The sequence below is a fragment of the Desulfovibrio sp. X2 genome, from assembly GCF_000422205.1.
Taxonomy (GTDB): Bacteria; Desulfobacterota; Desulfovibrionia; order Desulfovibrionales; family Desulfovibrionaceae; genus Alkalidesulfovibrio.
In genome coordinates this window covers 22,905-42,236 of record NZ_ATHV01000024.1, presented here as the reverse complement: position 1 = coordinate 42,236, position 19,332 = coordinate 22,905, and the positions used below count along the sequence as shown (strand labels likewise).

Below are 19,332 nucleotides of genomic sequence, written 5' to 3'. Positions count from 1 at the left end.
GTGAAGACGCACGCCGCCCCCGTCGCCTCCTACGTCAAGCCCGACGCCCGAAACGCCCCCGCCGCGGGCGCCGGGACCGGCGCCGCCCTGGTCCAGCTCTCCCGCGTGGCCAAGGAATACGGCAGCGGCCGCAAGTTCATCGCCGTCGAGGGCGTGGACCTCACCATCCGCGAGGGCGAGTTCGTGGCCCTGCTCGGGCCTTCGGGCTGCGGCAAGAGCACCATCCTGCGCATGATCTCCGGGCTCATCCGGCCCACGCGCGGCGACGTGCTCTACCGCGGAAAGGTCCTCTCCGGGGTCAACCCGCACGCGGCCATCGTCTTCCAGACCTTCGCCCTCTTCCCCTGGCTCACCGTGCAGGAGAACGTGGAGGTGGCGCTCAAGGCCCGCGGCGTGCCGCCCGGGCTGCGCACCAACCGCGCCCTGGACCTGCTCGACCGCGTGGGCCTGGACGGCTTCGAGACCGCCTACCCGCGCGAGCTCTCCGGCGGCATGCGCCAGAAGGTGGGCTTCGCCCGCGCCATGGCCGTGGAGCCCGAGCTCCTCTGCCTCGACGAGCCCTTCTCCGCCCTGGACGTGCTCTCCGCCGAGACCCTGCGCGGCGAGCTCTTGGAGCTGTGGACCAGCGGCAAGATCCCCACCAGGGCCATCCTCATGGTCTCGCACAACATCGACGAGGCCGTGTTCATGGCCGACCGCATCGTGATCATGGACAAGGACCCCGGCCGCATCATCCGCGAGTTCCCCGTGGACCTGCCCCGGCCCCGCCAGCGCAAGTCGCACGACTTCCTGAACCTCGTGGACCGCGTCTACGCCATGCTCGCGGGCCAGACCCTCTCCCCGGACCTGGAGATGGGCACCGCGCCGGGCGAGCCGGGCGTCACCCGCCGCCTGCCCGCCATCAACGTCAACGAGATGGCCGGCCTCATCGAGCGCCTGAACGAGCTCGTGGACCACAAGACCGACATCTACCGCATCGCCCACGAGCTGAAGGTCGGCTCGGACTACATCCTCTCGGTCATCGACGCCGCGGAGCTGCTCGGCTTCGCCACCATCTCCGCGGGCGACATCAAGCTCACCCCGCTCGGCGAGACCTTCGGCGAGGCCTCCATCCTCGCGCGCAAGGAGATCTTCGCCTCCCGCCTGCGCCACCTGCCCTTCTTCCGCTGGCTCACGGACATGGTCCGCGCCGGAGGCGGCAAGGGGCTCTCGCGCGACGTCATCGAGACCGCCCTGGCCATCGAGTTCCCCGCGGCCGAGGCCGAACGCCAGGTGGACACCGCCATCAACTGGGGCCGCTACGCCGAGCTCCTCTCCTACGACGACGACGACGAAACCCTCTACGTGGAGCCCGCGGGCGGCCAGGCGGCGTAGGGCGCCGGACCGGCAGGCCGGGGCAGAGGCAGGAACGCCTCCGGCGGCCAGGGAGGGCTGCGCGCCCTCCCTGGACCCTTTGCGCCAGGCCGGGACTGGCCCCCCTTCGCGCGCGGCACGGCCGACGGCCGGGCAGACGAAGCCCGGGCGCGGCAGGCAGCGCGAAGGAACAAGGCGGACTTTTTCCGCGCACCTCGCCTGATCTCTTGCCCGCGCCCCTCTCCTTGGGTACACAATCGTGGGATCAGAGAGGAGCGCGCCATGTCGAGGTTCGTTGCCATCATCCACGCGCTGCTTGCGGGCGTCTTCGGCGGCCTGGTCAACAGTCTGGCGGTCTGGGGGTTCGGCGCCCTGGGCATCACCCCGCTGCTCGGCGCCGACATCGCCCCGCCCCTGACCACGGCCTGGCTCCTGCCGCGGCTGTTCTTCGGGGGACTGTGGGGGCTCTTGTTCCTCTCCTCGTGGCCGCGCGGCCGGGAGTGGGCGCGCGGCGCGCTGTTCAGCATCGCGCCCACGCTGTACATGCTCTTCAAGGTCTTCCCGCAGCTCGGCAAGGGCGTCATGGGGCTGGCCCTCGGCCCGGCCACCCCGCTGTGGGTCGTCTTCTTCAACCTCGTCTGGGGCGTGTCCGGCATCCTCGCCTACGATCTCCTGCGCCGCTCCCCACGGGCCGCCGCGTGAGCCCGCGGCCCGCAGGGGGGACGGGGGGAGCCGGGACCTCGGCTCTTCCCCTTCCTCTCGGCGGCTTTTTTCTGCTATGGCTGCATCGAGGGCCTTCGGCGGCCCGGCGCAGGCAGGACCTTCGGGCCCTCGGCGCACGGCCCGCCGCGCTTCGGCCGCAGCTCTCCCTGTCCGGCCCTCCCTCTCCTTCGCGCGCCGAGGGCAGCGGACGACGCGCCGCAGGATGCGCCGCCCGCCCTGAAGGACGGCACGGCCGGTGGGCCGGGCCGGAAACGTCCGTACGCCGGGAGGCTTCATCATGTTCGTGATTCTTGGAGCGACGGGACAGGTCGGGGGTGCCGCCGCGCGCGGCCTGCTCGACAGGAACATGCCGGTGCGGGCCGTGGTGCGCGACGTGGGCCGGGCCGACCCCCTGGTGGCCCGGGGCGCGCAACCCGCGCTGGCCGACTTCTCCGACGCCGAGGCCCTGGCCGCGGTCATGCGCGGCGCGGAGGGCGCCTTCGTCATGCTGCCGCCCAACTTCTCGCCCTCCAGGGACTATGCCGAGGCGCGCACCCTCGCGGCCACGCTGCGCAGGGCGCTGTCCGCCGCGCGGCCGGACCGGGTGGTCTGCCTCTCGTCCGTGGGCGCGCACAGGGAAAGCGGGCTCGGGCTCGTCACCCAGCTGCGCATCCTGGAGCAGGAGCTCGCCGCGCTCGACCTGCCCGTGGCCTTCGTGCGCGCGGCCTGGTTCATGGAGAACCTGCGCCGCGACATCCCCATGGTCCGCGCAACCGGGGAGCTGCCGAGCTTCCTCCAGCCGCTGAACCGGGCCATTCCCATGGTCGCCACGGCGGACGTCGGGAACCTTGTCGCGCAGACCATGCAGACCGGGTGGACCGGCCGCCGCGTCCTCGAGATCGCGGGACCCGGGTGCTGCCCGAACGACCTGGCCGAGGCCCTGTCCGCGGCGCTGCGCCGCCCCGTGCGCGCGGTGGAGACGGAGCGCGGGCGCTGGGAGGAGCTTCTGCGCGGGGCGGGCATTCCCGATCCCGCGCCGCTCATGGAGATGGTGGACGGCTTCAATTCAGGCTGGATCACCTTCGAGGGCAAAACGGCCGAGTCCGTGCGCGGCGAGACGCCGCTCGCCGAGGTCGTCGCCTCCCTCGTGGCCGAATGAACCGAAAAAACGCCAAAGGAGTCCTTCAATGACCGCATCCAGCCGGAAAACGGCAATCGTCACCGGAAGCTCGCGCGGCATCGGCAGGGAGGTCGCGCTGCGCCTCGCACGCGACGGCTTCGCCGTGACCGTCAACTACGCCCGCTCGGCCGACGAGGCGGACAAGGTCGTCGCGGCCATCGAGGCCGCGGGCGGCAAGGCCGTGGCCCTGCAGGCCGACGTCTCCGACTTCGCCGCCGCCACGCGCCTCTTCGACGAGACCGAGAAGGCCTTCGGCGGGGTGGACGTGCTGGTGAACAACGCGGGCATCATCAACCTCGCGCCCGTGGAGAAGCTGCGGCCCGACGTCTTCGCCAGGATCATCGCCGTGAACCTGACCGGCACCTACAACATGCTCCACCTGGCGGCCGCGCGGCTGCGCGAGAACGGCCGCATCGTCAACTTCTCCACCACGGCCCTGCACACCTCGCTGCCCGGCTACGCGGCCTACAACGCCTCCAAGGCGGCCGTGGAGGCCATGACGCGCGTCCTTTCCAAGGAGCTCGGGCCGCGCGGCATCACGGTCAACGCCGTGGCCCCGGGCCCGGTGGCCACGGAGCTCTTCTTCGAGGACAAGAGCCAGGAGCTCATCGACCGCCTCGTCTCCCTGACCCCGCTCGCCCGCCTGGGCGAGCCCACGGACATAGCGCCCGTGGTCTCCTTCCTGGCCGGACCGGAATCCGCCTGGGTCACGGGCCAGGTCCTGCGCGCCAACGGCGGCCTGGGCTAGCCGCAACCCTGCGACTCCGGCATCGGCCGCCCCGGGCGCATGGGCTCCGGGGCGGCCGATGCGTCAGCGCCTCGCGCGCTTCTTCACCGACTTGACGAACCGGCCGAAGGCCTTGTCCTTCCTGCGCTTCTCCAGGCAGGACATCTCGTGGTAGCGCGACTCCTTCCTGAGCTTGAGGTAGCTGGCGTACCGCTCCCCGGCCAGCTCCCCGCGCTCGAGCGCGGCCCTGACGGCGCAGCCGGGCTCGTGCTCGTGGCTGCAGTCCGCGTAGCGGCACCCCGCGGCGAGCGCGGCGATCTCGTCGAAGCCCGCGTCGAGCGCGTCGTCCGCGCCCACGATGCCGAGCTCCCGCATGCCGGGCGTGTCGACGACCATCGCGCCCCGGTCGAGGACGACGAGCTGGCGCCGCGTCGTCGTGTGGGTGCCCTCCCCCGTGGCGCTGACCGGCCGCGTCGCAAAGGATTCCCGGCCCGTCAGGCGGTTGAGCAGGGTCGTCTTGCCCACGCCGGACGAACCGAGCAGGCAGCAGGTCCTGCCCGGGACGAGCGCCTGCCGGAACTCCTCGAGCCCCGCGCCGCTCATGCAGCTGAGCGCGATCACCCGGGCCGCGGTGGCCGCGCGGACGGTCTCGATCTTGCGCGCAAGTTCCTCCTCGTCGACCAGGTCCGTCTTCGTGAGCACGACCACCGGCTCCACCCGCCCGTCCGCCGCCATGACCAGATAGCGGTCCAGCCGCCCGGCATTGAAGTCGTAGCGGCACGACTGGACGATGAACGCGACGTCGATGTTGGCGGCGATCATCTGGCAATCGGCGTTCCTTCCCGGCGTCCTGCGGCGCAGGAACGTCCTGCGCGGCAGCACCCGGTGGATGACGGCCTCGGCCCCGCCGTTGTGGCAGACCGCCACCACCCAGTCCCCGACGCACGGCAGCTCCGCGGGGCCGTCGATGTGGTAGGCGAGCTTTCCGGTCAGCTCGGCCGGAATCTCCCCCGTTTCGTGCCGTATGAAGTACGCGCCGCGGTCGACCGCGCACACGCGGGCGAAGCGGCCGCCCTCCGGGCCGCCTTCTGCGGCATGCGCCTCGAACCACTCGTCGAAGCCGAGATCCTTCAGGTTCATGACGGTATCACCTCTGTCGCGCAGGCATGATCGTGCAACATGTCCTCCTCCCGGGAAACATGCCCAGCCATACGCGACCCGGCCGCCGGAGGCATTCCACTTCTCGCCTGCACAACGAAAAAGCGCCCCGGGAATCCCGGGGCGCTCGTGCGTCAGCCGTCCTTCATGGCGGCGAGTATCTTGTACACGGCCTTGACGGACAGGAAGTACCGTTCCGCCAGGGCGGCGACCGGCCAGCCCTCCCTGCGCCCGGCCGCGATCTCGCGGTTCCTGGCGCGCAGGCGCTGCCTGGTCGGCGTGTTCTCCCCCCACCGCTTCCTGTTCCCTTCCTTGCGGGGGATGTAGAGGCATTCGCCGTCGATATACTCCTGCACGGCCCGCAGCAGATGCGGCGGGAGCAGGTCGTTCGCTTTTCTGCAGCTCATCATGCTCCTCCCGATGTCGTATCAGGACCGAGCATGGGCCATTGCCGCGAAAACTACGCCGTCATGCAACAGCCCATGCTATGCATGACGGACAAGATCCAGGGAGAGAGACATCCGCTATCCTCGTTTGATGGTGCATTTCCAGCTTTCGCCGGTTACACGCGCCGGGCGGCTACGTCAATGAACACCGTTCACAGCCCTGCGCCGAGCGGGCCGTCAGCCCTGGTCTCCCAGCCTTCTCTGCATGCGGTGCAGGATGATGCGGGCGCGCAGGGCCACGCCGCGCGAGGGATGGGAGGCGGACCACTTGAGCGGGCTCGGCAGGACCGCGGCCAGGCGCGCGGCCTGCTCCTCGGAGAGGCCCGCCGCGGAGACGCCGAAGTCGGCGCGGGCCGCGGCCTCTATGCCGAAGATGCCGTCGCCCCACTCGGCCACGTTGAGGTAGAGCTCGAGGATGCGGCGCTTGGACAGGGCCTTCTCCAGCCGCCAGGTGAGGATGGCCTCCTTGAGCTTGCGCAGGGGGTTCCTGCTGGGCGAGAGCCAGAGGTTCTTGGCCAGCTGCTGGGTGATGGTGCTGCCGCCCGCGGCGATGCGCCCCTTCTCCAGGTCCTTCTGCAGGGCCTGCTCCATGCCCTCGAAGTCGAAGCCCTCGTGGTTCCAGAACTTGTCGTCCTCGGCGATGGTCACGGCCATGATCGCGCTGCGCGAGACGCGCGAGAGCGGCACCCAGACCTGGGTGATGCGCTTCTTCTTCCCCTCCCGCTCCCACTGCGCCTCGCGCCAGCGCATGAAGGCGGTCTTGCCCGGGTTCTGGTGCGCGAGAACGGCCACGTCCGGCCACACGGCGTAGCGGCCCACGTCCACCATGCCCGCGAGAAGAAGGGCTGCGAGCGCGAGGAGCAGGATGCGGCTCACGCGCTCCGCGCGGGGGCGCCGGGACCCGGCCGTATGGGAAGCGCGCGCGGAGCGGGATGCACGGGATGGCCGCGCGGGGCGCGGGCGCGAGGAGCGGATGGGGAGGCGCGTCTTGGCCGACATGGCCGGAGGATAGCCGCTCGCGCGGCAAATGGCGAGCGCCGGACGGCCGGGCCGGTATCCATACGCATACCAGCGAACCTTGCGGTGCGTTCTTGCCCTTTGGACGGCTTGGTATACCCTGGCCCAGTTCCGTCCTCCCCGTCCCGCGGGGGCGGGGGCGCAGACGTCGAATGCAACCGGCCCGAGACGAGGGGGCCTTCCATGTCCATGCTCTTCACCCCCATCAGACTGCGCGGCGCGACCGCGCGCAACCGCGTGCTCATGGCGCCCATGTGCATGTACTCGTGCGAGAACGGCCTGGCGAACGACTTCCACATGGCCCACTACGGCGCGCGCGTGCTCGGCGGCGTGGGCGTCATGACCGTCGAGGCCACGGCCGTGGAGCCGCGCGGCCGCATCTCGGATCAGGACATGGGACTCTGGAACGAGGCGCAGGCCGAGGCGCTCGCGCGCATCGCGGCCTTCGCCCGCGGCCAGGGCGCCCTGCCCTCCGTGCAGCTGGCCCACGCCGGGCGCAAGGCCCAGGACGACCCGCGCCCCGTGGCCCCGAGCGCCCTCGCCTTCTCCGCGGACTACAAGACCCCGGCCGAGCTCAGCAAGGACGAGATCGGGGCCGTGGTCGCGGCCTTCGCCTCGGCGGCGGCGCGCGCCGTGGAGGCGGGCTTCGGCATGATCGAGCTGCACGGCGCGCACGGCTATCTGATCAACGAATTCCTCTCCCCGCTGACCAACCGCCGCCAGGACGCCTACGGCAAGGACCGCGCCCTGTTCGCCCGGCGCGTCGTCGCGGCGGTGCGCGCCGTGATCCCGGACTCCATGCCGCTGTGCCTGCGCGTCTCGGCCACGGACTGGATGGAGGGCGGCAACGAGGCCGAGGACACGGCCGAGCTCGTGAATTCCGTGAAGGACGAGGGGCTGGACATCGTGCACGTGAGCACGGGCGGCACCGTGGACGTGGCGCCGCCCGACGTCTTCCCGGGCTTCCAGGTTCCCCACGCGGAGATCCTCCGCAAGGCCACCGGCCTGCCCGTGGTCGCGGGCGGGCTCGTCGAGGCCCCGGCCATGGCCGAGGAGATCGTCGCGAGCGGCCGCGCGGACATGGTCTTCATGGCCCGGGCGCTCCTGCGCGACCCCTTCTGGGTGCTGCACGCGGCGCACGACCTCGGCGTGGACATCGACTACTGGCCGAGCCAGTACCTGCGCGCCAAGCGCTAGGCGGCTCTTCCCCCGACGGCCCCCTGCCGCAGCCGTTCGGGGCCCTTCGCCGACGCGGCGGAGCGCCGTTTCGGCACGGCCTGCTAGCGGAACTGGTAGCCGAGCTTGAGCATGGTCGTGTCGTCGGTCCGCCGGGTGCCCGGGGCCGGGTTGTTGCGCCAGTCGTGGTCGTACTCGAGGGTCAGGTTGAAGCCCGCCGTGAGCGGGAAGCGAAGGCCCGTGGCGCTCTCGAGCAGCACCTCGTCGGACGCCTTGAAGCTGGCCAGGATCTGGTCGTCGTGAAAGAACTGCACCCAGTCCTTCCACAGCCAGACCTCTGCGGAGAGCTGCCAGCGCGCGGCCGGGAAGTCGTCGTCGTTGCGGTCGCCGTTGTAGCTCTCCCAGACGTAGGCCGGGCCGAACTCCACGGACAGGCTGGCGATGTCGTTGTCCAGTATCTGCCAGCCCGGCCCCGTGCCCAGGACCTTGCGCAGCCGCAGGTCCTGGAACTCGTCGTGCTCCAGGCGGCCGAGGAAGGTCCAGTACAGATGCTCGCCCAAAAAGCGGTCGTACGCGGGCTGGGCGTACCAGTTGTACGCCGTGCGCGTGTCGTCGTCCTGCTGCCACTCGAAATGGCCGTCGAGCTTGTAGCGGTCGTCGTCCTTGCGCGCCTTCACCTTGGCGTCGGCCCGGGTCTCCTGGGAGTCCGTGTTGCCGGTCTGGTTGATCCATCCGGCCGAGACGTCGGCGCTCACCTTCCAGCGGCCGGGATTGGCGTTGACCGCCTCCACCTTGCCGGTCCGGGTCTCGATGACGGTGCGGCTCTTTGCTTCGCCGTCCGGCGCGTAGACGGTCATGGGCTTTTCCGACTCCACCCGGGCCACGGCCGCCCAGTCGATGGTCAGGGTTCCGGCGTAGTCCGTGGAAAGCGTCAGCTTGCCGTTCTCCATGTTCACGACCATGCCGCTCAGCCGGTCGCCGTTCTTCATCACCACCGTGTCGGCCCGCGCCTGCGCGCCGAGCAGGAGCAGCAGGCAGAAGGCGGACGCGAAGCGGCATGCGAGACGAAAACAAGTCACAGTCACTGCCCTCCGAGGTTTTCGATCCCTGGCAGCCTGCCTCATGGCGCCGATTCTGCAAAGCCCTTTTCGCCGCGCCTGCTTTGGCCTATCCTGCGCCGCATGAAGGGACTGCCATGAAGGGACTCGTGGTCGCCGGGACCCGCAGCGGCTGCGGCAAGACGAGCCTGGCGCTCGGCCTCATGGCCGCGCTCGGGCGCCGGGGCCTGCGCGTGGCGCCCTTCAAGTGCGGGCCGGACTTCATCGACCCCGCGCACCACGAGCGCGCCTGCGGCCGCGCCTCCCACAACCTGGACGGCTGGATGTGCGGCCGCTCGGGCGTGGAGGAGATCTTCGCCCGCCACGCGCAGGACGCGGACGTGGCCGTGGTCGAGGGCGTGATGGGCCTCTTCGACGGCTTCTCGGGCCGCGACGAGGCGGGCTCCTCGGCCCAGGTGGCCAAGTGGCTCGGCCTGCCCGTGCTGCTCGCGGCGGACGCCTCGTCCATGGCCCGCTCGGCCGCGGCCATGGTCGGCGGCTACCTCGCCTTCGACCCCGCCCTGCCCTTCGTGGGCGTGGTCCTGAACCGCGTGGCCTCGCACAACCACGCCGAGCTCCTGCGCGAGGCCTGCGCCGACCTGCCCGCGCCGCTGCTCGGCCTGCTGCCGCGCGAGGAGGGGCTGGCCCTGCCCGCGCGCCATCTGGGGCTGGTGCTGCCCGGCGCGGACCACGGCGCAGAGGGGGCCGAGGACGCGGTGCGCGGGCGGCTGGCCGACTGGGTGGAGCGCTCGCTGGACCTGGACGCGCTGCTCGAACGGCTCCCCGACGTCTCGCCCGCCGCCCCGGTGCGGGACGCAGCCCGGCCCGCGGCGCCCCGCGCGCGCATCGCCGTGGCCCGCGACGCGGCCTTCCGCTTCTACTACCACGAGAACCTGCGCCTGCTGGAGGCGGCCGGGGCCGAGCTGCTGCCCTTCTCGCCCATCGCGGACAAGCGGCTGCCCGAGGGCGCGGACGGCCTCTACCTCGGCGGCGGCTACCCGGAGCTCTACGCCTACGACCTCTCGAACAACGCGGGGCTCAGGCGCGAGATCAGGCGCTTTTGCGAGGACGACCGCCCGGTCTACGCGGAATGCGGCGGCTTCATGTACCTCATGGACTCCATGGTGGACGTGAACGGCCTCACCTGCCGCATGGCCGGGGTCTTCCCCTTCGCCGCGCGCATGAACGAGCGCTTCGCGGGGCTCGGCTACCGCCAGGTGACGACCGCGGCGGACTCGCTCCTGGGCCCGGCCGGGACCCTGGCCCGGGGCCACGAGTTCCACTACTCCTCCATCCCGGACGAGGCCTACGCGCAGGCCGGGCTCTACGCCGTGGAGGACCGCAAGGGGCCGCGCGAGCGCCCGGACGGCTTTGCCGCGCACACCGTCGCGGCCTCCTACATCCACCTGCATTTCGGCTCCAACCCGCTGCTGGCCCGCCACTTCGCGGATGCCTGCGCCGCGGGCCGGGCGGGAGCCGCCGCAGCCCAGACCGCCGAGCCATGAGCCGCAAGGGCCAGGCCCTGCGCGAGGGCTTCACCACCGGGACCGCGGCGGCCGCGGCGGCCAAGGCCGCGACCCTTGCCCTGCTCGGGCTCCTGCGGCCAGGAGCGCGGGAGCCGGGAGACGCGGCGGACACGCCGCTTCTCGTGGACACCCCCCTGCCCACGGGCGCTCGGCTCGACGTGCCCGTGGAGCGCGCGACCCGCGAGGGCTGGGGAGAGGACGAGGCCGTGCGCGGCCTGGTGATAAAGGACGGCGGCGACGACCCGGACGCCACGCACATGGCCCGCATAGAGGCCCTGGTGCGCCTCTCGGACGTTCCCGGCGTCAGCGTGGACGGCGGGCGCGGCGTGGGCCGGGCCACCCTGCCCGGGCTGCCCGTGGCCGTGGGCGAGGCGGCCATCAACCCTGCGCCGCGCGGCCAGATCGCGGCCGCCGTGGCCGAGGCCCTGGCCCAGGCGCAAGGCGCTGCGGGCGCGGACGTGCTCATCGAGGTGCCCGAGGGCGAGCGCATCGCCGAGAAGACCATGAACGCGCGCCTCGGCATCCTGGGCGGCATCTCCATCCTGGGCACGCGCGGCACGGTGCGGCCCTTCAGCCACGAGGCCTGGACCGCCTCCGTGGCCCAGGCCATGGACGTGGCCAAGGCCCTGGGCGCGACCACCATCGCCCTGTGCACGGGCGGACGCAGCGAGCGCTTCCTGCGCGAAAACCTTCCGGCCCTCGGCCTGCCGGACATGCCGGAGCACTCCATCGTCCAGGCCGCGGACTTCTTCGCCTTCGCCTGCCGGGAGGCCGCAAGCCGCGGCTTTGCGCGGATGGTCTGGGGCGTCTTCTTCGGCAAGCTGGTCAAGCAGGCCCAGGCCCTGCCCAACACCCACGCCCACAGCGCCGCCCTGGACCTCGACTTCCTGGCGCGCCGGGCCCGGGCCGCGGGCGTGGCCGAGCCCCTGGCGGCACAGCTTCCCGCCTGCGCCACGGCCCGCCACGCCCTGGAGATCCTGCGCCCCTCCCCTGCCCTGCCCGGCCTGCTGCACGAGCTCTGCCGCCTGGCCGCCCGCGCCGCGGCCGGTTTCGCCGCTTCCCCCCAAACAGACGCGCCGTATTCCCCCCAATCGGGCTTTTCAGTTTCTCCCGAATCGGGCTTTTCCGCCCGGGACGGTCGCACAATGCTTGCGCGCTGCGTCCTCTTGGACTACGACGGGACCCGCCTGAACGACGCTTCCAGCGAGGAGGACAGACCATGATCGAGGTCGTGGGCATCGGCCTGAACCCCGAACTTCTCTGCGGCGCCACCTGCCTGGCCATCGCGGACGCCGACGTCATCGTCGGCGGCAAGCGGCAGCTCGCCGCCTTCCCGGACGCCGGGGGCGAGCGCATCGCCATCACCGCGCCCCTCGGCAAGGTCATCGACGCCATCCGCGCCCGCTCCGACGAGGGCAGGCGCGTGGTCGTGCTCGCGGACGGCGATCCGCTCTTCTACGGCATCGGCCGCACCCTGATCGAGACGCTGGGCGCCGAGAGCGTGCGCATCCATCCCGGCGTGACCACGCTGCAGACCGCGGCCGCGCGCATGGGCCTGCCCTGGCAGGACATCCGCGTGGTCTCCATGCACGGCCGCGACGACCAGGCCCCGCTCTTCGCGGCCCTCACCTGGTACGAGCGCGTGGCCGTGTTCACCGACGACGAGCACACGCCCGGCACCATCGCCCGCTCCCTGCTCGAGCGCGGCGCCACGGACTACGGCATGTGGGTCTTCGAGGACCTGGAGTCGCCCACCGAGCGCATCGGCCTCTACTCCCTCGAGCACGCCGTGCAGGAGCGCTTCTCGCCCCTGAACATGGCCGTGCTCGAGCGCCGCCGCAAGGCGCCCCTGCCGCTTCGCCTGGGCATCCCGGACGAGGACCTGGCCCACGAGGGCGACATGATCACCAAGTGGCCCGTGCGCGCCGTGGGCCTCGCCTCGCTGGCCATCGAGCCCGAGGACGTGGTCTGGGACGTGGGCGCGGGCTGCGGCGCCGTGTCCATCGAAGCCGCGGTGCTGGCCAGCGACGGCGAGGTCGTGGCCGTGGAGCGCGACGAGAGGCGCATGGAGATGCTGCGCGAGAACCTGCGCCGCACCGGCGCCTGGTCCGTGCTCGCCGTTGCCGGAGAGGCCCCGGACTGCCTCGCGGGCCTGCCCGATCCCGACCGCATCTTCGTGGGCGGGGGGCTCGGCGGCGGCATCGGCGGCGGCGGCTCCCAGGGCGAGGAAGTCCTGCGCGCCTGCTGCAGGCGCCTGAAGCCCGGCGGACGCATCACCGCCCACGCCGTGCTCCTGGACTCGCTCTCCCGCGCCCAGAGCGTCTTCGCCTCGCTCTCCTGGCCCACCTCCATCCAGCAGGTCCAGGTCAGCCAGTCCGAGATCCTGGGACCGGGCACGCGCCTTCGGGGCCAGAACCCCGTCTTCGTCATCAGCGCCACGCGACCGGCGTAAGCGTCCGGCCCCGCGCCCCCGCAAAGCCCCTTTTCCGGCGCCGCGGCATTGCCATGCCGCGGCGCCGCTGCTACCAAGAAGACTGTCCTTATTCGAGGAGGAGAACATGCCGGAGATCTGCTGGAACCCGAGCCTGAACATCGGCGTCGCCGACATCGACGAGCAGCACGAGAAGCTCACGGGGCTCATCAACGAACTCTACCAGTCCTACGCCGCCGGACGCGCCAAGGAGATCATCACGCGCATCATCGGAGAGCTCTCGGACTACGCCTGCTACCACTTCGGGACCGAGGAGAAGCTCATGGCCGAGAACGGCTACCCCGAGCGCGACGTCCACGTGGCCCAGCACCGCGTGTTCATGGAGAAGACCATCGGCTTCCTCGTGGATACCACCAAGGGCGAGGAAGAGCTTTCCACCGAGGTCTTGGACTATCTGACGGACTGGTGGCTCGGCCACATCCGGGGCACGGACATGCGCCTGGCCGCCTTCCTCAAGGAGAAGGGAAAAGCCTGATGCAGACCTTGCGCGTCACCACCGAACGGCACGAGGAAATGGTCGACATCACCTCCGAGGTGCGTCGCGCGGTGCGCGACAACGACTGGCGCGACGGAGCGCTCCTCGTCTACTGCCCCCACACCACGGCGGCCATCACCGTGAACGAGGGCGCCGACCCGGACGTGCAGCGCGACATCCTGACCACCCTGCGCCGCCTGGTGCCCCTCGAGGGCGACTACCGCCACTCGGAGGGCAACTCCGACGCCCACGTCAAGTCGAGCCTCACCGGCTGCGGCCAGCTCGTCGTCGTGGCCGACGGCGAAGTGAAGCTCGGCACCTGGCAGCACGTCTACTTCTGCGAATTCGACGGCCCCCGCTCCCGCAACGTCTGGCTGCAGTTCCTGCCCGGCGGGGCATAGGAGGCCGTCATTTTCCCTGCCCGCGCCGTGCGGCCGGGCGGACGCGCGACGTCCCGGACGATGCTCGAGGAGCATCGCCCGGGACGTCGCGCGTTTCGGGCCGGACATCTATCCGGCCGGAATGAATCAGGAAGGGATGAGGATCAGACGCACTCGCGCGTGGTCAGGAAGCGGACCTCGGGGTAGTCCTCCTGGGCCTTTTCCAGCCGCCATTCGCTGGCGAAGGTCATGGCCAGGTGGCCGTCCGAGTCCGTGACCATGGCGCTCTGGTTGTCGCGCTTGAGCCGCTCGAGCACGATGGCGTCGTCGCCGGCCAGCCAGCGCACGGCCGCGATGCCCATGGGCTCGGTCAGGATCTGCACGTCGTACTCCGCGGCCAGGCGCGCGGCGATGACGTCGAACTGCAGCGCGCCCACGGCGCCGAGGATCTGGTCGCGGCCCATGGCGGGGCGGAAGAACTGGATGGCGCCCTCCTCGGTCAGCTGCTCGAGCCCCTTGTCCAGCTGCTTGGCCTTGAAGGGGTTCTTCAGCACCACGCGGCGGAAGTGCTCCGGCGCGAAGTGCGGGATGCCGAGGTAGCGCAGCGGCTCCTTGCCCTCGCACAGCGTGTCGCCGATGCGCAGCGTGCCGTGGTTCGGGATGCCGATGATGTCGCCGGGCCAGGCCTCCTCCACGCCGGAGCGGTCCTGGGCCATGAAGATGATGGCGTTGTGCAGGAGCATGTCCTTGCCCGTGCGCTGGTGCCTGGCCTTCATGCCGCGGCTGAAGCGGCCGGAGTTGACGCGCAGAAACGCCACGCGGTCGCGGTGCGCCGGGTCCATGTTCGCCTGGATCTTGAAGATCACGCCGGAGAACTGCTCCTCCGTGGGCAGGACCTCGCGGCTCTCGGCCGCGCGCGGCCTGGGCGCCGGGGCATACTGCAGGAAGGCCTCCAGCAGCTCGCGCACGCCGAAGTTGTTCACCGCGCTGCCGAAGAAGACCGGCGTCTGCTTGCCCGCCAGGTAGCGCTCGTGGTCGAAGGGATAGCCCGCGCCCTCGAGCAGCTCGAGCTCGGCGCGCAGCTCCGCGGCCGCGGACTCGCCGATGAGCCTGTCGAGCTTCGGGTCGTCGAGCCCCTTGACCACCTCGGCCTCGCGCGGCCGCGATCCCTTGCCCTCGCTCTCGAAGAACCGGATCATGCCCCGGCGCAGGTCGTACACGCCCTGGAAGAGCTTGCCCATGCCGATGGGCCAGGTCATGGGCGCGCACTCGATGCCCAGGTTCTGCTCGATGTCGTCCAGGAGCTCGAAGGGCGTGCGGCCGTCGCGGTCGAGCTTGTTCACGAAGGTCATGATCGGCGTGTCGCGCATGCGGCACACGTCCATGAGCTTCTTGGTCTGCGTCTCCACGCCCTTGACCGAGTCGATGACCATGAGCGCCGAGTCCACGGCCGTGAGCACGCGGTAGGTGTCCTCGGAAAAGTCCTGGTGGCCCGGGGTGTCCAGCAGGTTGACCTCGTAGCCGTCGTACTCGAACTGCATCACCGAGGAGGTCACGGAGATGCCGCGCTCCTTCTCGATGGCCATCCAGTCCGACGTGGCGTGACGCGCGGCCTTCTTGGCCTTGACCGCGCCCGCGAGGTGGATCACCCCGCCGAAGAGCAGGAGCTTCTCCGTCAGCGTGGTCTTGCCCGCGTCCGGGTGGCTGATGATGCCGAAGGTGCGGCGGCGCTCGACCTCGCGCCTGAGCGTGGCCGCAAAAGCTTTGTCTGACATCGCGTTTCTCTGGGAATGCCGGGAGATTCCGGGCCTGATGCCTGGGAACCGCCGGGCATGTTTCGTGGTTTCGCCCCGCAGGGCCGCATGGCGGACGGGGGCGGTGCAGACGTACAGAACTCGGGCCGCGCGGTCAACCTCGGCCCGGTGCGGGGAGGGCCGTCTCTTCGCGGACCGGAAAAAGGCGGCCGGAGCATGCTCCGGCCGCCCGTTGGACGTATTCGGGTGCCCGCCGTGCGTCAGAACGGCAGGGTGCCGGTGCTCATGAGCCAGAACGAGGGGACCCACAGGCCGATGGGCACCCAGGTGAGCAGCGACCAGGCCACGGTTCCCCCGCCGAGCTTGCCGTGGAAGGCGAGGAAGACCTCGAAGGTGAGGATGGTGTAGCCCAGGCAGGCCATGGCCAGGTAGAGGCTCGGATGGATCATCTGGGCGCCGTCCGGCTGCACGGGGCTGCCGAAGTAGAAGAGCAGGCAGTAGATGGCGGAGATGAAGGCCACGGTGAGGCTCACGTTCCCCACGGAGCGCAGGTCCTCGAGTCCGGCGAGCAGGGCGTAGGAGACGCAGCAGTACAGCACGCCGTGGGCGAAGAGCAGCCCCGCCACGAAGGGATCCCTGAACACCGCGGCCTGGAGGAGGGCGCCGAGGACCACCAGGATTCCGACGAACCCGGTGGCGGCCCCGGTCCCCTTGGCCTCTCCCTTGCCCAGATTGAGCATGGCGACGGGAATCCACATCACGGAAATCAGTATCAAGAGCGCAGTCGTCATAAAGACCTCTCCTTGAGGCTTCTTTATTGTCTAACCAGTCCCCCTGTACCTCCTCCGTTGCAGTAGAAAAGACCTCCCTTGCCGACCGCAGGGTTTCTGCAAATGAACACACTTTCCTTATCCGATTGTGCGCTACTATCCGCGACAACTCATCTAAGTCAAGGTCATGCAAAACAAAAAATGGGTTTTTTTGACCCATTTCGTTCTCACCGCGGCATCGCCGCGGCGCGACAACGCGCGCCCGCCGTGTCTTTGCGGCCGCACGGCGGACCAGTCCGGAAAATTTCGGAAAAAGACGCGGCGATGACTTCGGCGAACAGGGGCGATGCAGGCGGGCGACGCGTCTTCAGCACCGCGGCAGATGCACGGCGACCACTGTCTCGTCCTGCCCGTCCGAGGTCCGCATGGTCACGTCGCCCTTCTGGGCCCTGACCATCAGCCGGGCGGAGTAGGTGCCGATGCCCGTGCCCGAGGTCTTGCCGGAGGTCGCGTACTTGTCGAAGAACCTGTCGCGGATCGCGGCGGGCACGGCGCCCGCGTTCCTGATCTCCACGCGGCAGTCCTCTCCGCAGGCGAGGGAGACGTGCACCGTGCCCCCCTTGGGCGAGGCCTCCATGGCGTTGACCAGGAGGTTCTGCAGGGCGAGGCGGGCGAGGTTGGGGTGCCCCAGGCAGAGGCAGCGGGCAGAGGCGTCCGGCACGGCGCCGTCGAGCCGGATGTCCAGCTTCACGCGCGGGAAGCGCTCGGTGCGGACCATGGCCTCCGCCATGCCGCGGACGAGGGCCAGGCAGTCGAAGATCTCGGGCTCGCAGGCGTATTGCCCGGTCTCGATCTTGTAGATCTCGAGCGAGCCGTCCAGCGTGTCCAGCATGTCCCGGCCCGCCTGCTCGAGGAGCGCAAGCATCCGTTTCTGTCCTTCGTCCAGGCCGTTCTCCTGGCGCAGGAGCCCTGCCAGGGCCAGGGCGTTGCCCGCCGGAGTGCGCAGGTCGTGACGCATGGTGCGCTCGACCTGGGCCCTGAGCTCCTCGAGCCGCCTGCGCTCCGTGATGTCTTCCACAACGCCCATGACGCCCTTGAGGCGGCCGAATTCGTCGTAGACCGAGGCGGCGGTGCGGTTGACCCAGACCTCGGAGCCGTCCTTGCGGACGTAGCGCTTTTGGCCGTGCAGCAGGGCGCATTTGCCGGACACCAGCGCCTCCACTGCGGCGACATCCTTCGCCGCGTCCTCCGGGTGGCTGAGGTCGCGATAGGTCATGCGGGTCAACTCGTCCGCGGAGTAGCCGGTGATCTCGGCGAACGTGCGGTTGGCGAGCAGGAAGTTTCCCTGCGCGTCGCCGTGGAACATGCCGACCCCGGCCTGCTCGAAGGCGTGGCGGAAGCGCCTCTCGCTCTCCTGCAGGGCTTCCTGGGTGGCGCGCATCTCGGTCACGTCGCGGGCGATGCCGAACATGCCGATGGGCTCGCCGTCCGCGTCGGAAAGAGGTCCCCGGGTGACGATGAACGAACGCTCCAGCCCCTCGGCCACGGGTATGGATTCCTCCCTGGTGCCGGGCCCGGCCGCGCGAACCGCCGCCCGGGTCAGTTCCCTGATCCTCGGCGCCACGTCGGGCGGGAAGAGTTCGGCGATGTCGCGCCCCAGGACCTCGTCCGGGGTCCTGCCGAAGAGGGCCGCGCCCGCGCTGTTGACCAGGATGTGCCGCCCTTCGGTGTCCGTGGCGAAGACGGCGTCCGGCGTGCCTTCCACGATGGCGGCCAGCAGGGCCTGCTTCTCGCGCAGGGCGCGCTCCGCCGTCGTGCGCTCCGCCACGGCGGCCGTGAGCAGCAGGGAGGTGGCGGCGATGACGCCCAGGAAGACCTGCAGATGCAGGATCCTCTCGTACGGGGTCTCGCCGCCCCAGAGCAGGGGGCCGGACTGCACGGCCGGGCTGAGCACGGCGAGGCAGGTGAGCACGGCCAGGGCGAAGGCCACCGAGCGGTGGCCCATGCGCAAGGCGGGCCAGAGGATGAGCGCCGCGAGCACGTAGGGCTTGGGGGCGAGAAAGGCGATGGCCGCATGGGGCTGGAAGGTCCACCAGGCGGCGGCGCACCAGAGCAGGAGGAACACGGCGTGCTCCGCCGCCCTGCCCGGCTTCCGGGCCAGGCCCGCGCGCGCCGTCTCCGCCCAGCCCACGACGAGCGGCGTGACCAGGAGCATGCCCAGCCCGTCCGCGACCCACCAGGTGGCCCACAAGCTCCAGAAGGAGGCCACGCCCGCCAGGGCGGCCGTGCCCGCCCCGACGCAGGCCGTGGCCGCGTTGGCCAGGACCGAGACGGCGATCAGCGCGCCGACGTCCTTCACGCGGTTGAAGCGGATGTCCCTGCCGCACCAAAGCCGCATCAGCCATGCGCCGAGCAGGGATTCGAGGACGTTGGCCGTCATGAACCCGAGGCTGTTGGCCAGGGGACGGCCGGAGAGCAGGTTGGCCGCGTTGCCCGCCAGGAAGACGGCGGCCAGGACGGCGGGCCACAGGCGGCGAGGAGCCAGCAGGAGGGAGGCCAGGCCGACGCCCGCCGCGGGCCAGACCGCGGTCAGGATGGACTCGGCGTCGGGAAAGAACAGGGCGATCTTGTTGGCGACGAAGTAGCCGACAGCCGCGACGAGCAGGAAGCGCGCGCGGCGGCCGCGGCTCCAGGCCCCGTAAGTCGGCCTCATGGGCGTGGCGCTGTCCGTGACGGCGGGCATGACTCTCCCATGAAGTTCTCTGCGTCCATGCAGACGACGGGGTCCGTCCTCCCGGCCATCACCGCTCCCCGTCCTCCGGCACGGCCCCCGCGGCCGCTCCCGGACCTCATCCGGAAATCAAGTCCTGAATATGCATATTCAGTCAACAGGTCAATTTCTTACCCGGGCCGCGCACGGCGCACGCCCCTGTGCGCGGGGAACGGGACTGATTCCCGGCCGTGCCTCCGGCCTTCGCCGAGGGGTCGTCCGCGCGGAACCTTCCGCACAGGACCGTCCGCGCGGGACCGTTTCGTATGCCGACCTTTTCGGCCGCTGGAAATGGAGGAAACCCGGTATT

17 protein-coding genes are annotated in these 19,332 nt (G+C 70.6%); 10 read left to right on the top strand and 7 right to left on the bottom strand.

Annotated features, from left to right (window positions below; all coding sequences use genetic code 11):
- From DSX2_RS09670 to DSX2_RS09655, 4 genes are all read left to right on the top strand, one after another.
- Nucleotides 1-1,374: a nitrate/sulfonate/bicarbonate ABC transporter ATP-binding protein gene (locus DSX2_RS09670; protein ID WP_020880844.1), complete on the top strand. Its 1,374-nt coding sequence runs from the start codon at nt 1-3 to the stop codon at nt 1,372-1,374.
- Between the two features lie 261 nt (nt 1,375-1,635).
- Nucleotides 1,636-2,055 (top strand): hypothetical protein, encoded by a 420-nt coding sequence (locus DSX2_RS09665; protein ID WP_020880843.1) that lies wholly within the window; start codon nt 1,636-1,638, stop codon nt 2,053-2,055.
- Nucleotides 2,056-2,353: 298 nt separating this feature from the next.
- On the top strand, nt 2,354-3,214 hold the full coding sequence (locus DSX2_RS09660) for an NmrA family NAD(P)-binding protein (protein ID WP_020880842.1): 861 nt from the start codon (nt 2,354-2,356) through the stop codon (nt 3,212-3,214).
- A gap of 28 nt (nt 3,215-3,242) precedes the next feature.
- Nucleotides 3,243-3,983 carry an SDR family oxidoreductase gene (locus DSX2_RS09655; protein ID WP_020880841.1) on the top strand — a complete coding sequence of 247 codons (741 nt, stop codon included), beginning with the start codon at nt 3,243-3,245 and terminating at the stop codon, nt 3,981-3,983.
- A 63-nt stretch (nt 3,984-4,046) separates the two neighbouring features.
- Here the strand turns inward: DSX2_RS09655 and rsgA are convergent, their stop codons facing one another.
- From rsgA to mtgA, 3 genes are all read right to left on the bottom strand, one after another.
- Entirely contained in the window at nt 4,047-5,102 is a 1,056-nt protein-coding gene (gene rsgA / locus DSX2_RS09650; protein ID WP_020880840.1) for a ribosome small subunit-dependent GTPase A, read from the bottom strand.
- A 152-nt stretch (nt 5,103-5,254) separates the two neighbouring features.
- Nucleotides 5,255-5,527 (bottom strand): CD3324 family protein, encoded by a 273-nt coding sequence (locus DSX2_RS09645; RefSeq protein WP_020880839.1) that lies wholly within the window; start codon nt 5,525-5,527, stop codon nt 5,255-5,257.
- A gap of 216 nt (nt 5,528-5,743) precedes the next feature.
- Nucleotides 5,744-6,442, bottom strand: coding sequence for a monofunctional biosynthetic peptidoglycan transglycosylase (mtgA, locus tag DSX2_RS09640; RefSeq protein ID WP_035041615.1), 699 nt, complete (start codon nt 6,440-6,442; stop codon nt 5,744-5,746).
- A gap of 324 nt (nt 6,443-6,766) precedes the next feature.
- Between mtgA and DSX2_RS09635 the strand changes: the two genes are divergently transcribed.
- Entirely contained in the window at nt 6,767-7,780 is a 1,014-nt protein-coding gene (locus DSX2_RS09635) for a hypothetical protein (RefSeq protein ID WP_020880837.1), read from the top strand.
- Nucleotides 7,781-7,863: 83 nt separating this feature from the next.
- Here the strand turns inward: DSX2_RS09635 and DSX2_RS09630 are convergent, their stop codons facing one another.
- Nucleotides 7,864-8,838, bottom strand: a complete 975-nt coding sequence (locus tag DSX2_RS09630) for a YdiY family protein (RefSeq protein WP_020880836.1) — start codon at nt 8,836-8,838, stop codon at nt 7,864-7,866.
- Nucleotides 8,839-8,954: 116 nt separating this feature from the next.
- On the opposite strand from DSX2_RS09630, the gene DSX2_RS09625 reads away from it, so the two are divergent.
- The 5 genes from DSX2_RS09625 to DSX2_RS09605 all read left to right on the top strand — a co-directional run bounded on the left by DSX2_RS09625 (nt 8,955) and on the right by DSX2_RS09605 (nt 13,749).
- Entirely contained in the window at nt 8,955-10,361 is a 1,407-nt protein-coding gene (locus DSX2_RS09625; RefSeq protein WP_020880835.1) for a cobyrinate a,c-diamide synthase, read from the top strand.
- A complete protein-coding gene (gene cbiD / locus DSX2_RS09620) occupies nt 10,358-11,605 on the top strand; it encodes a cobalt-precorrin-5B (C(1))-methyltransferase CbiD (protein WP_020880834.1) in 1,248 nt (415 codons plus the stop codon). Before DSX2_RS09625 ends, cbiD begins: the two co-directional genes overlap by 4 nt.
- Entirely contained in the window at nt 11,602-12,834 is a 1,233-nt protein-coding gene (locus DSX2_RS09615; protein WP_020880833.1) for a bifunctional cobalt-precorrin-7 (C(5))-methyltransferase/cobalt-precorrin-6B (C(15))-methyltransferase, read from the top strand. Before cbiD ends, DSX2_RS09615 begins: the two co-directional genes overlap by 4 nt.
- A 106-nt stretch (nt 12,835-12,940) precedes the next feature.
- Nucleotides 12,941-13,348 (top strand): bacteriohemerythrin, encoded by a 408-nt coding sequence (locus tag DSX2_RS09610; protein ID WP_020880832.1) that lies wholly within the window; start codon nt 12,941-12,943, stop codon nt 13,346-13,348.
- Nucleotides 13,348-13,749 carry a secondary thiamine-phosphate synthase enzyme YjbQ gene (locus tag DSX2_RS09605; protein ID WP_020880831.1) on the top strand — a complete coding sequence of 134 codons (402 nt, stop codon included), beginning with the start codon at nt 13,348-13,350 and terminating at the stop codon, nt 13,747-13,749. Before DSX2_RS09610 ends, DSX2_RS09605 begins: the two co-directional genes overlap by 1 nt.
- Nucleotides 13,750-13,892: 143 nt before the next feature.
- On the opposite strand, the gene DSX2_RS09600 is transcribed toward DSX2_RS09605, so the two are convergent.
- The 3 genes from DSX2_RS09600 to DSX2_RS09590 form a co-directional block, all read right to left on the bottom strand.
- Nucleotides 13,893-15,503: a peptide chain release factor 3 gene (locus DSX2_RS09600; RefSeq protein ID WP_020880830.1), complete on the bottom strand. Its 1,611-nt coding sequence runs from the start codon at nt 15,501-15,503 to the stop codon at nt 13,893-13,895.
- A gap of 239 nt (nt 15,504-15,742) precedes the next feature.
- Entirely contained in the window at nt 15,743-16,273 is a 531-nt protein-coding gene (locus tag DSX2_RS09595) for a hypothetical protein (protein ID WP_020880829.1), read from the bottom strand.
- Nucleotides 16,274-16,619: 346 nt separating this feature from the next.
- Nucleotides 16,620-18,995, bottom strand: a complete 2,376-nt coding sequence (locus tag DSX2_RS09590) for a PAS domain S-box protein (RefSeq protein ID WP_020880828.1) — start codon at nt 18,993-18,995, stop codon at nt 16,620-16,622.
- Between the last annotated feature and the right edge of the window lie 337 nt (nt 18,996-19,332).